This window comes from Nocardia sp. BMG51109 (genome assembly GCF_000526215.1).
In the GTDB taxonomy this organism is placed as follows: Bacteria; Actinomycetota; Actinomycetes; order Mycobacteriales; family Mycobacteriaceae; genus Nocardia.
The window spans coordinates 4,294,047-4,307,125 of record NZ_JAFQ01000004.1 but is presented as its reverse complement, the minus strand read 5'-3'; the positions used below and the strand labels follow the sequence as shown (position 1 = coordinate 4,307,125).

Below are 13,079 nucleotides of genomic sequence, written 5' to 3'. Positions count from 1 at the left end.
CTGCGAATACCTGATGGACAAAAATCGTGGCAGCGTCTTCAGGTCAGTACGTAGTTGATCGGGTTATTCGAGAACCCCAGCCGGGATGTATGGGAGGAAGATCGCTCAGCTGGGGGTCCGGTGGCATGGGTGTCTGTGTGTCGTCGCCGTCCCAGCGTCTCCCATACTGGTCGGGGATCGTGCCCCAGCCCCAATACGGGCAAGGCAGATCGGGCTCGACACCGACCGCCCGCACGGGATCGATGCGGCTGTCGGCGACGGTACAAAGATGGGTCCAGCAGTCTCCGAGGTCGAAGATGTAGACGAATTGCTGACCGAGATCGAGGTGGCTCAGCCTGGTCTTGCCGCTGCCGAGCACGATGCCGGGTTCGTCGAAGTCGGGGTCCGGTTCACCGATACGAAGGCCGTTACCCAGTTCGAACTCGTGCAGATGGCTTCGATCCCAACGGGCGAACGCATCGTCGATCGCTGTGGCCAGCTCGGCGAACGTATGCCGGCGGGCTGCTGCGAATATCCGACCCGGCCGCGGCCACAACTCGTCGCCACCACCGCTGACGAGATCAATCCGGATGGACAGCCACGTGCTACTCACGACGTTGATCCTGCCATTCACACTCGCCCGGTTTCGCGATAAACGCTGACCGTCTTCCCTGCAAGGTTGCAACCCCTGCCGGATAGCTCCCGGCAGCCCTACGCGCGTGGCTCTGCCGTCGAGGTCAGACCGCATGCGGACCGTTCGGTGCCGGCAGCCGGGGCTGCCCCGTCGTCGGCGCCGCCATCGACACTTGAGTTCCCCGCGCGGACGCCGGCAACCGTCGCCGGAGCTGTACGATCGCGCCTCACAGTGCGTACCGATCGGGGTGCGGCTTCGGCTTGCGAAATGTCCTCCGATTGCTGGTCCGATGCAGCAGCGATCAGACGTCTCGCTTCTCGGCTTGTCAATCCGGTCCGGTCGGCAATAACGGGTAGCGCCTCACCGCGTCGACTCATTCTCGCAAGACATCCTGCTTGCTTCAGCTTCAATTCTTGGACGACAGCCTGATGGCGTTCCCGGGCACTTCTGATCACAGCATCGCGATCGGAGTCGGCCGTCGCGATCTCCTGTTCCAGAACCAAGTAATCGATGAGGTCTGCCTCGTTCTTCCGGTCCCGTTCAGCCTGCTCCGCGCGCTCGCGAGCGAGGCGCTCGCGCGCTTCACGACGTGCGACGATCGCTGCAGCTTTCTTACGAACCACCACTGCACTCCTCACTTGCCAAGCACACCTTCAATTCGCAATCCATTATACTTCTTGACATTTGCCGCATTCTGACCTAGCCATTTAAATACATGCCCAACTGTCACCGACTCGCCCCTTCCACACCTCTTGCACCGAGGATAACAAAACAATAACGACGGCTATAATATATGTAGTGACAGCGACGCTGCATAAGATTTCTGCTGGGAGCGGGTACGAGTACTACGTTCGGCAGGTTGCTGCGTGCGATGCCTCGGATCGGGGCCGTTCCGCGCTGGCGGACTACTACACCTCGAAGGGCGAATCACCCGGTTCGTGGTGTGGGTCCGGGCTGGTGGCGTTCGGTGACGTCGATACCGGTGACCTGGTGTCGGAGGGCCAGATGAAGGCGCTGTTCGGGGAGGGCCGGCATCCGAATGCGACCAGTATCGAGGAGCAGATCCGCACGGCAGAGATCGCCAAAGGCGCGAAGGCGAAGGACGCAGCGCGGGCGGCGTTGGCTGCCACTCGGCTGGGCAACCCCTACAGGATCTACGCGGAGGGCGGGGCGTACAGGCAGCGGTGCGCGGAGGCGTTCGCTGCCGCCAACGTCGCTCGCGGCGAGCCGCCGAACGCGGCGCTGCCCGACGAGCAGCGGGCGGTGATCCGCTCGAAGGTCGCGCGGGAGATGTTCGCCGAGGAGTTCCATCGAGCCCCGGCCGACGATCGGGAGTTGTCCGGGTGGGTTGCCCGCAATTCTCGCAACGCCACCACCGCCGTCGCGGGATTCGACTTCACTTTCTCCCCGCCGAAGAGCGTGTCCGCGCTCTGGGCGATCGCGCCGCGCGTGGTCGCGGACAAGATCACGGCGGCGCACGACGCCGCCGTGGCCGATGCGCTCGCGTATCTGGAGCGCCACCACACCTACACGAGGGTGGGTCGCCACGGCTGCCGTCAGGTCGACGTCGAGGGCTTGGTCGGGACCGCGTTCGTGCATAGAGACAGCCGCGCGGGTGACCCGGATCTGCACACGCACCTGGTGATCGCGAACAAGGTCCGCACGCTCGACGGCGGCTGGTATGCCCTCGATGGCCGGTTGCTCTACCAGGGCACCGTGACGGCGTCGGAGGTCTACAACAGCCGCTTGGAGAAGCATCTGGCGCTCATAGTCGGGGTGGTATTCGAGACCGTTCCGCATCCCGATCCGTCCAAGCGGCCGACCCGGGAGATCGTCGGGGTCGATCGCGAACTGTGCCGGCGCTGGTCGCGGCGCCGCGCCCGGATCGAGACTCGTCTCGGCGAGCTGGCGACCGGGTTTCAGCACCGTCACGGTCGCGAACCGACCTCGAAGGAGATGCTCGGTTTGGCGCAGCAGGCGACCCTGGACACCCGCGAATCGAAACACGAGCTGCGGTCGCTGGGCGAGCAACGCGCCAGCTGGTGGGCCGAAGCCGTCGAGGTGCTCGGCTCCCCCGCCGCGGTTGTTGCGATGGTGCACGCGGCCTGCCATCCACCCCGCACCGAGCCGGAAACGATTGACGCCGTGTGGGTTTCCCGCGTCGCGGACGAGGTGATCGCCACGGTGTCCGAGGAGCGTGCCACGTGGCGGGAAACCCATGTCCGGTCCGAGGCGGAGCGCCGGGTTCGAGGCCGGGTTCCCGCCGACCGGTGGGAGGCCACGGTGGAGTCGGTCGTGGCCGCGGCGTTGGCGCCGAACCGTTCGATCGCGCACCGCATCCCCGACCGGATCGCGACGCCCGCGCTGCTCGTGCGCCGCGACGGTTCGGAGGTCTACCTGACGGCCGGTGCGCAGCAATACACGTCCGCGCGGATCCTCGCCGCCGAACGGCGCCTGCTGGCCGCCGCCCACCATCGTGGCGCCACGACCGTCACCGACGGCACCGTGGATGCGGCCGTGCGCGCGTTCGCCGACCGGAACTCCGGCCGCGGGCTCAACGCCGGGCAGGAGGCCCTCGTGCGGCATTTCGCGACCTACGATGCGCAGTTCACGGTAGCGACGGCACCCGCCGGCACGGGCAAGACCACCGCCATGCGGGTGCTCGCACGAGCATGGACCACCGAGCGCGGCGCGGTGCTCGGGCTGGCCCCGACCGCGGCCGCCGCGGCGGTGCTGGGCGAGGACATCGAGGCCCCCACCCGCACCATCGACAAACTCACCCACACCCTCGAGCGAATCCTCGCCGGGGACGATCCGGTCGTCCCCGAGTGGATTCACGACATCGGCCCGCACACGTTGGTGATCATCGACGAGATCGCCAAGACCGGCACCCTGAAGCTGGACCTGGCCGTCGCGTTCCTGCGCCGGCGCGGCGCGAAAGTGGTCGGCATCGGCGACGACCACCAGCTCGCCTCCGTCGCCGCCGGCGGCATCGTCCGCGACATCGTGCACGCCACCGACGCGCACACCCTGACCTCCGTCATGCGGTTCGTCGACCCCGACACCGGAGAACGCACCGCCGAAGGCCCGGCCAGCCTCGCCCTGCGCCGTGGCGACCCGGCCACCATCGGCTACTACCTCGACAACGACCGCATCCACTCGGGCACGCCGGCCGCGATCCAGGACGCCGCGTACACCGCGTGGAGTGACGACACCGCGGCCGGGCGCGACACGATCATGCTGGCGCCCACCCACGACATCGTGCACGCGCTCAACGAACGCGCCCGCGCCGACCGACTCGCCGTCCTGCTCGGTTCCGGCGGGTCGGTGGGCCGGCAAGCCGAACTGGACGACGGCCTGCACGCCAGCGTCGGCGACGTGATCATCACCCGCCGCAACGAGCCGCGGCTGCGCATCTCGACGACCGATTCCGTGCGCAACGGATACCGGTGGCTCGTCACCGCCGTCGGTCCGGACGGCAGCATCACCGCCACGCACCTGAAGTCTCGGCGACGCGTCACCCTGCCGCCCAGCTACGTCGCCACGAACGTCGACCTGGGCTACGCCTCCACGATCAGCACCGCCCAGGGCATCACCGTCGATACCTGTCACGGTGTCCTCGCCGGGCAGGAAGACCGCGCCCTTCTGTATGTGATGCTCACCCGCGGCCGATACGCCAACCACGCCTACGTACCCACCGCACCCGACGGCAGCGAACACAGCCCCTGGACCTACGAAGCGCTGCACCCGCCCACCGTCGTCGACACCCTCACCGACATCATCAGCCGCGACGGACACCAACGTTCCGCCACCACCCAGCAGCGCGAAATGCACAATCCGAGCGTGCGTCTCGGCCACGCCGTCGACGCCTACACCGACGCCATCGGCGCCGTCGCCGAACACCTCGCCGGCCCCGACACCATGACCCGCATCGACGAAACAGCCGATCAGATCTACCCAGGACTGACCGACCAACCCGCCTGGCCAGTACTGCGCGGACACCTCGCCACCCTCGCCGTCGAGGGACACGACCCCATCGACGCGCTCCGCGTCGCCGCCGACGAACGGGAACTCGACACCGCCGACGATGCCGCCGCCGTCCTCGACTGGCGACTGGACCACACCGGCAACCACTCCGCCGGCACCGGCCCGCTTCCCTGGCTACGCGCCGTACCCACCGCACTCACACGCGACCCCGTCTACGGCCCCTACCTGGCCACCCGCACACGGCTCGTCACCGACCTCGCCGCGCAGGTCGCACACCGAGCCCGGCGATGGACAACCGCGTCGGCGCCGACCTGGGCGCAGCCATTAGCAGGCGTCGACGCCGGCCTTCTCGACGACCTCGCAGTCTGGCGTGCGGCCCTGCATATAGACGACGCTGATCGCCGGCCAGTCGGGCCACCACGCCGATACCCGCTAGCCGAGAAGCGGCATCAGGACCGGCTGCACCGCCGGATCATCGAGATCCTCGGCAGCCATCCCGGCCATGCCACCAACCGGTGGGCCACACCCGCCCACCAAATCAGCCCTCGCATCCTCGACGATCCGCACTGGCCGCTGCTCGCCGAACAACTCGACCTCGCACACCGCGCAGGATTCGACGCAACGAACCTGCTGCGTACCGTCGCCGACCGCCGGCACCTGCCCGACGAACTCCCTGCCGCCGCGCTCTACTGGCGACTGGTCAGCGAACTGGAACCCGGCGCACTCGCGGCAGCGAACAACCACCTGCAGCCCGCATGGACCGCCACGCTGGCAGACGTTCTCGGTGACGACCTCGCCACCCGGGTGTTGAGCGACCCCGCATGGGCCCAACTCGTCGCCGCGATCGAAGCCGCCGACCCCAACGAATGGCCACCCCAGGTACTGCTGGACTCGGCCTACGCACTCATCACCGCAACCCGTACCGACAAGCGAAACACCGTCCAACCACACGAGCTGACCACCGCCATGGTCTGGTGGATCGACAACATCGTCCACCACACCGCCACCCCATCGACCGACCTTCCCCCCGAACCACCCGACCCCCACGCCGACGAAGAAGCCGCCGCCCGCGCCGGCATCACCGACCCCGACAGCCCGATCGAACCCGACGACGAACACCCACAGCCCTGGGCATCGCCAGCCGGATTCACCAGCGAAACGCCCGACGACAACTACTTCGAGGCGCTGCTCGCAGACCAGCCGCCCAGCGAAGCCGACCAGTGGCAGCTCACCGAAGACAACGACTTCGACTGGGCAGCGGCCGCACTCCATGCCGCCGAGACCAGCCCTCGCCGATACCCGAACCTGTCACTCGCCGAGCAATCCGACCAACTTCACAAGGACCTGGACGACCAGGCGCGGTTGATAGAGGAGCTGCAAGCCGAGATCGACGCCCACAACCCCTTGCGCGACATCGGGATCACCGACCCGGACGTACTCGAACTCCGCACCCGATCCGACCAGCAACGGCCCCACCGAATCGCCTGGCTCGACGCCATGGAGCGCCACCTCGACGCCGAAATACAGGCAGCAACCGACCGCGCCCGACGCCACGAACTCGCGGCAGAACTCGACCGAACGAACGGACACGACCCACAGATCGCCGAACTCAAAAACCTGATGGACCAAGCAGGACCAGCCGTAGCCGCCGAATACGCCGACACGGTCGCCGCCCTCCAGGCAGCACCCGACAACGTCAGCACTCGGCTCGACCTGCACTTGGCCGAACTAATGGCATCCAGCTCGACCAAGGCAGCCGAGGAAGCCAAAGCGGAGGTCGAAGCCGCACGAATCGCGCTGGTCGAATTCGCCGGTGGCCCAGAGCAACTCGTCGACGAAACAGACGTACAGCTAGCCCACCTGAACTCCAGGTTCCATCTTCGCGACCAACTCACCCACGCCCAACAACAGCTACAGGAAACCAAAACCGAGCTATTCCGCGTCACCAGCCTCCGCCGCACTGAACACGCGCAGGCAGCCGATCAAGCAGTCATTGATCGAAGTGGCGACCCGATCTGGCGGCTGACCGACAGCCAACTGGACAAGCTGATCAGCAGCCTCCGCCAGCGACTCGCCGTCATCGCCCCACCCAATCCAGCCCACGATCCCGATCAAGCCGACCGACACGTCAGTATCGCGATCGGCTCGAAGGCCGACGTGGCGCGATTCGAACAGCGGCTGACGGAGGCACGCGAGGAGCGGAAGCGCCGAACAGCGCTCACCGACGACCAACGCACCCACGACGCCGCGCTCCGCACGCGAGCTGTAGACGCTTCTGCCCGGCGACACGATAATGTCGCTCCCATACCACCGCCTGCGCAGGATCAGACCACGGATTTGGGCCTCTAGAGGCTGTTTGAGAAGTGACCTGTCAGGTTTGTGGTAGGCGGGCAAGGCGGCGGTTCATCTGGAGGATGGCGGCCCATCGGACCATCGTGATGTGTTGTCGGGGAAGGCGTTCGTAGTCGCGAGCGCAGCGTCGTCGTCGGCTGATCCAGGCGAAGGACCGCTCCGCGACCCAGCGGCGGGGAAGGACATGGAAGCCGGTGAGCTTTTCGCGTGGTCGGTGGACGATGTCGATGGCCAGACCGAGCAGGTCTTCGCAGTGGTCGCTGAGCGGGCCCTCGTAGCCGTGATCGGCCCAGACACGACGGATACCACGGCGACCAGCCCAGTACAGTGCCTTCCAGGCCGCGTCGCGGTCCTGCACGGAGGCGGGGGTGACCAGCACCGAGACCAGCAGGCCGAGGGTGTCGGTGACGATGTGACGCTTGCGGCCGTTGACCTTCTTGTAGTGGTCGAATCCGCTGGTGTCGCGGCCCACGACACCTTCGGCGGACTTGTGCACCGACTGCGAGTCGATGCATCCGGCACTCGGATTGCGGTTGCGCCCCAAAGCGATACGTAGACTGCCGCGCAGCGCGTCGACCAGGTCGGCGGTTGCGCCGTCGTCTGTCCAGCGCCGCATCAGGGCGTAGACGGTCTGCCAGGGCGGGAAATCGGCGGGGAGACTGCGCCATTTGATGCCGTTGTCGACCAGGTAGAAGATCGCATCGACCACGGCACGGCGATGATGTTTCTCCGGTCTGCCACCAAGTTCGGTCAGCGCCAGCGGGGCTGGCAGCAGTGTCACCAGGACCGCCCACTCGGCGTCGGTGGTGTCGGAGGGGTAACGGCGGGTGCGGGTGGCGCACCCGCAGGTGCAGGCTGTACCCGGTGTCCGGCGGGCCGGACCGGCAAGGTTCAATGACATCGGCGGGTTGTTGTGATCGCGAGTGTAGGCAACTCAGCGATACCAGCAACCCGCCCCCGACCCGGTGCGACACACCGAAAAACCTTGCTGCCGAGCCATTCTCGGCGTTCTTCCTGTCATCACGAACCAGATCGGACCACCCCAGACGGTTCAGCGAACAGAGCCGCATCACCTACCACACGTCCCGACCGACCTTCTCAAACAGCCTCTCTAGTACCAATGCCGCACTGAAAGGTGGGTGCTATCGGCGACCATGCCTGCCGCCCGGGGCCGCGGATAGAGCGCGGCCTTATAGGCGAAAGGTAGCGGTTCGACTACGGATAAGAAGGTTGAGTTCGATTCCGCTACTCGCCGCCCGTCGGCCACTTCACAAGGGCCTGGCCAGCCAGATGGTCCATGCCGTTGAAGGTCATGACCGGGTGGCCGTACAGCTCATAACCGTCGGCGAGCAGCTCGTTGACCAGCCGCTCGAAGTGCGCCCAGTCGGACTTCCCCGGAACGCCGGCGATGAACCGGTAGTGCGGGATCCCGGGCCGGGGTGTCAGCCAGGCATCCTGTGTAGTCCACGCGCCGTCGCCGCGTTCGGCCGGTGCCCTCCCCTCGCTGTGCTCCATCAACCAATTATGGCCGGGATGGACTCGCGGGCGGGAGGATTCGCGAGGCCCGGCCCGCTGGCGCCGGGGTGGGAAGTCCGACCTGCGGCGGCGACCGCCGCAGGTCGAGCGCGCCGCCTGTCCCTCGTCCCGGCAAACGTCGGTTCAGTGACCTGAAACACAGTCAGTCCGGTCGGGCATCGCGGTATTTTCCCCGCTTCCAGAGCCGGTTCACAGTGTCCGTTATCGAATTGCAATGCATGCCAGCTATCGAACAGCACACTTTCGCCGGGTTGCATTCTAGTGTTGACCTGGTGATTCCCTTGCCGACATTGCAGGCCGGATGTGTTCCGGACAGCCTTATGTCACCGGATTGTGGGGCGTTTCCCCTGCTCTCCAGGTCAGGGGATCGAGTACAGTCCAACAGCAGGTAACGCACATGATGTGACCCATCTCACAATATTGGCGTTGGTTGGTCGCATCGTTGTTGTCCTGAGCAACGACGCTGGGAGAACGGGCGTTACCGTATGGATGTCCTACTAAAAGGAAATGCTCGGATTCGCAGGGCGCTGACCCTGACGAACCCGAGCATCTCCGGGGCAGGTCACCTGCGCGACGACGAGGCCAATCGAGCGATCGCGCGAAGTGACACAGCAGACAGCCTGGCGAGTGTCGCCAGGCTGTCTCTGTTAGTCAGGGACGCGACCACCGCGGCGGCATCGAGTCCCATAGCTACAGCCTGGACCAACTCTCCGACTGTCACCGGCCGGCGCGGGCGCGGAGCCTTCTGCCGGTCGGAGTCCGATTCGGACGGATCGTGATCCACCGAACCTCCTTTACTGCCGGACCACCTGGATGGTGGTCGGGGCTCTTGGCCCGCTTTGCGCCAAAGGGGGCTGAGGGCAGTACGGAGACTCGAGGAGGATCAAGCAATCGCCGCGTCGAACAAACGGTCAGTCTAGAGCGCGTCACCGTCATGCATCTGCAGAGACACCGCGCCACATTCCATCCGGTCTTCCTCGGTCGATCATCCAATCCGATCGGATGGCCCACCAGCGCGGTCGAACTCGGGTACGCCCGTGAGCCACGCGCTATTGGATCACCCCTTCAATCCGGAAAAGAGACGACACGCCGTAGTGCATCCCACGGCCGTCTCATTTCCCGTGCTATCGAAATTTCACCTGTGGCGAACTAACGGTGTTCACTTCACGGGGCACGCCGGACAGGACCCGGCGCCACGAACCCGCTCTTCGCCATTTTCCTTGTGCCCCAGTGCTGTTCGAGTACTGCGGTGAGCATCCTCGTCTTCGCAGGTTCCGGTAGCGCCGCGATGATCTCGCTGACCACCCGGGGGTGCATGTCGACGAGCATCTCCGCGGCCACGCGGGGTTTCGCGATGGCGAGGTTACCGATCGCGGACCGGTCGCCGTCACGGGCGCTGGGCAGTACGACTCCGTGCATCGAGCGGGTGCGCGGCGGGCTCTCGCCGGCGAGCACCCTGTTGAACTCGGCCCGCGTCCACGCTTCGGCCCACGCCTGGTCGGACTGCCACGGCCGCTGCTGCTCCTCGGACTCGAAAGTCACGGTCGACCGATTCCGCAGCGCGATCACGATCGCCTGGAACAGCGACGCGTTCGGGCGTCGCCGACCGGTGAAGATGTCCGACAAGGTTGTGACCGAGGCCGTGACCTTGTTCGTGCGGACATGGAACGAGTGAAAGTTCACCTCCGGCGCCAGGTCGCGCAGCGGGGGGTTCCCGGCAGCCACTTTCAGCCGACGCAGCTCGTGGGCGAGATCGCCGAACGTTTCGACCAGATCCGGCCGCGGCCGCCAGTCACGAGTGCCTCCGACCGCCAGCTCTCGCGGTCTCGGATACCCCTCCTCCTCGTCATCGTCTTCGCCGTCCTCACCGCTCTCTCCCGGCCGCCGGCGTGCGCGCAGCGCCTGGGACAGCACCTCCCAGTACGCCTTCCACGTCGAAAGTTCGGCAGGAGTCGCCCCGCAGCACTTGAGGATGTCTTCGGTGACCGGCCACGTCGGAAGCCGTTTGCCACCTACGGCGGCGGCGATCGTGGACCGTCCCCACTTAGTGAGCTTGGCGATTTCCCGATAGGTCAGGCTCGGGTCACGAGCCAACTGTTCCTGCAGTTTCGCCGCGAAGCGGGCGACCGGATCACTGCCCTCGATCGGAGTTCGTTTGCGTCCCATCGAGATCACTCAGCCCAACAGCAGGAGCCCGACCGGCGGGCCCGCGCGAAGCGCACCGGCCGCAGTCGGCGAGAACACGACGGAGACTCCGCCTCCGACACGGCGAGTCGTACACGGAATGTCGTCGAAAACATCAGTGGCGGAAAGCCGTTTGCATAGCAGTGTCTGCCGCGTAGAGAGAGGGCGGGGCATCGAGTTCCTTCTTATTTCGGACACTTCGGTCATTCGGGATGGAACGGGAAACGAGCAGTGCAGCGGTGCGAGAGCGGGTGAGCAGCCCGAACCCTCCGGTTTGCACGGCCTCTAATCGTGCACTGCCGAACCGTCCAGCGGAACAGAAATTGAAGACCAGATTGTCCGGACCTTGCCGAATGCCGAACCGTTGTCCGGTTGTCCATAGAATTATCGGACAACCTTATGAAAACCCGATGACCACAGCGCATTCCGATACACTCCGTCCCGGATCTGTTCGGCTTTGTCCGACCCCGTACATCACCTCGCGAATGCCTCAATGAAGAGCACATCCTTACCAATCTCGCGGGTGTGCTTACACCTCCGCGAGGAGGGCCGGGCCGGTGGAACGGGACGCCTCTCGGGTGGAGTACCTGGAGCAGCGGGTACTCCACCCTCATTCGGCACGAGCCGATCTCGACGGGGCTGGCATGCATCGACGAACGCGCACGGACCGCGACTGCCCGGCCCATGATGATCGCCTCGCCGATGCTTTGAGCGCTGTTGCGGCCCAGGGAGATCGAGGTTCCGACGAGCGGGATGGGGTTCGACGGGACCACCGAAAACCGGGCGGATATGACGTAGCCGCTGGTCAGATGACTCGATCAGCAGGTGCCCGTACTGTTGGAAGAGCCAAAGCACCAGCGCCTCAGGGGGTTTGCGATGCCCAGTTTGGAAGAGCTGTACAACGAGCTTATCGCGAAGTCGAAGCAGCTCGGCCACGATCCCGATCCCGTCCGTGTGCGCACGCTGCGGGAAGAACTCGACCTACTCGACGACCGGGTCCGCCGCGAAGTGCCGGCGGGCAAACGGCACTACGAGCTGACTCTGCTGAGCAGCGAGGCCGATACGTTCCTGACCGCCGCAGATTCCCGCATTCAGATCGCCCGCAGCGTCGCCCGCGCCGCACGCGAACGCGAAGCACACGACGCGGCGCACCCGAACATCCTGAGTCCGCGCAGCGCGCTCGGGGACTGGAGGCCCGGCGACGCGCTCGGCCGGGCCGTGCACAATCGCCGAGAGGGCCTCGATCGCGAGCGCTGACCACCGAAACCACTGTGGTGCATGCCGAGTCGTCGGCCGCATCGAACGCAGAAGGGCCACCAACCGGTGGGCCCTTCTGTCTGGACAACACATGCCCTGTTGTCAGTGCGACGCTCTACCAACTGAGCTACACCCCCATGAGTGGAGGCGACGGGGCTCGAACCCGCGACCTTCGCAGTTGCCGACAAGCATATACCGGTGCACCGACAGCCTTGCCGACACACGCGATTCCCGTTGAAGCCGCCAAGCCTTGCTGACCCGGCGGGCCACAGATCGACCCCCCGATCGGGCTGTGGACCGCCGCCTCCCCTGTCAGCCCGGCCACCCCGCTACCGAACCGTCGCCTCCGCGACCTCGACCAACTCATCGACGCTGAAGTACATGGCGTCTACGCTGAAGGACCGCTCTCTCATCCGAGACCGGAAGATCGGCTGGTACACCTCCAACTTCGCCTGGTAGTAGGGCAAACATCGGTGATGCGAGTTGCCGTCGTCGCCGATCTCCTCCAGGCGGGGCACGATTTCCTGCCAGCGAGGAAGATGCCGGTCGGGACTGACCAGGTACTGCGTGTAGGTCAGCAACCGGCCTTCCAGATCGTCCGCGAGGTCGAAGCCGTCGAACTGCAGCCTGCGGATCCGGTCCTCACCGAGCACTGCCCTGTCCTCCGGGCTGAGCTTGTCGATGCTCGCACCGAGTACGCGGAACATGTCCAGGATGTCCCAGACCAGCTCGCACTCGCTACGAGTCATCTCGGCGCCGATCGTCCCGAACACCGCTTCGTACTCCCCGGCGAATCCTTCGTCGAGGATCTCGGCCTGCTGGTTGTAGTGATCGGCCTCGTCCGGATGCAGCGCCGCCAGAATCTTCGCCTGCTGCGAGAGCAACAGCCGTTCGGCCATCGTCAGCGAAACCGGCACCTCACGGCGATCCAATCCCCGGATGTCACGGCCGAGCAGATCATCGATCTGATCTCGCAGGAGCAGGCTCACGGTCACGCGCTTGGACTGCGCCAGCGCTTCCAGTTCGTCGCGGGTCTTGTCGTCAACCCTGAGAGTAATTGTGGCCATCAAGAAAGCCCTCCTGCGTCATACGGTACACGGCATGTAATACCGTATTACGACGGTAGCACAGTATTACATGATGCGACACG

General features: G+C 65.6%; 8 protein-coding genes. 2 read left to right on the top strand and 6 right to left on the bottom strand.

Annotation, left to right across the window (positions count from 1 at the left end):
- Positions 1–43: 43 nt before the first annotated feature.
- The gene (locus tag D892_RS0120605) at positions 44–592 is read right to left on the bottom strand and encodes a hypothetical protein (protein WP_024803064.1); all 549 of its coding nucleotides are present in this window, start codon (positions 590–592) and stop codon (positions 44–46) included.
- 98 nt (positions 593–690) lie between these two features.
- Entirely contained in the window at positions 691–1,236 is a 546-nt protein-coding gene (locus D892_RS46860) for a hypothetical protein (protein ID WP_156959607.1), read from the bottom strand.
- A gap of 175 nt (positions 1,237–1,411) precedes the next feature.
- On the opposite strand from D892_RS46860, the gene mobF reads away from it, so the two are divergent.
- Positions 1,412–6,949, top strand: a complete 5,538-nt coding sequence (gene mobF / locus D892_RS41670) for a MobF family relaxase (protein WP_024803062.1) — start codon at positions 1,412–1,414, stop codon at positions 6,947–6,949.
- 22 nt (positions 6,950–6,971) lie between these two features.
- Here the strand turns inward: mobF and D892_RS0120590 are convergent, their stop codons facing one another.
- The 3 genes from D892_RS0120590 to D892_RS0120580 form a co-directional block, all read right to left on the bottom strand.
- The gene (locus D892_RS0120590) at positions 6,972–7,853 is read right to left on the bottom strand and encodes an IS5 family transposase (protein ID WP_232236128.1); all 882 of its coding nucleotides are present in this window, start codon (positions 7,851–7,853) and stop codon (positions 6,972–6,974) included.
- Between the two features lie 344 nt (positions 7,854–8,197).
- Positions 8,198–8,467, bottom strand: a complete 270-nt coding sequence (locus D892_RS41665; protein ID WP_024803060.1) for a DUF1737 domain-containing protein — start codon at positions 8,465–8,467, stop codon at positions 8,198–8,200.
- A 1,185-nt stretch (positions 8,468–9,652) separates the two neighbouring features.
- Positions 9,653–10,654, bottom strand: coding sequence for a helix-turn-helix transcriptional regulator (locus tag D892_RS0120580; protein ID WP_156959606.1), 1,002 nt, complete (start codon positions 10,652–10,654; stop codon positions 9,653–9,655).
- An 843-nt stretch (positions 10,655–11,497) separates the two neighbouring features.
- Between D892_RS0120580 and D892_RS0120575 the strand changes: the two genes are divergently transcribed.
- Entirely contained in the window at positions 11,498–11,929 is a 432-nt protein-coding gene (locus tag D892_RS0120575; RefSeq protein WP_156959605.1) for a hypothetical protein, read from the top strand.
- Positions 11,930–12,258: 329 nt separating this feature from the next.
- Here the strand turns inward: D892_RS0120575 and D892_RS43850 are convergent, their stop codons facing one another.
- Positions 12,259–12,996: a YfbU family protein gene (locus D892_RS43850; protein ID WP_024803057.1), complete on the bottom strand. Its 738-nt coding sequence runs from the start codon at positions 12,994–12,996 to the stop codon at positions 12,259–12,261.
- Between the last annotated feature and the right edge of the window lie 83 nt (positions 12,997–13,079).

Excerpts from the sequence above, each read along its gene's own strand:
- D892_RS41665 (WP_024803060.1), bottom strand. The coding sequence starts at position 8,467 with ATGGAGCACAGCGAGGGGAGGGCACCGGCCGAACGCGGCGACGGCGCG.
- D892_RS0120590 (WP_232236128.1), bottom strand. The coding sequence starts at position 7,853 with ATGTCATTGAACCTTGCCGGTCCGGCCCGCCGGACACCGGGTACAGCC.
- D892_RS0120580 (WP_156959606.1), bottom strand. The coding sequence starts at position 10,654 with ATGGGACGCAAACGAACTCCGATCGAGGGCAGTGATCCGGTCGCCCGC.
- D892_RS43850 (WP_024803057.1), bottom strand. The coding sequence starts at position 12,996 with ATGGCCACAATTACTCTCAGGGTTGACGACAAGACCCGCGACGAACTG.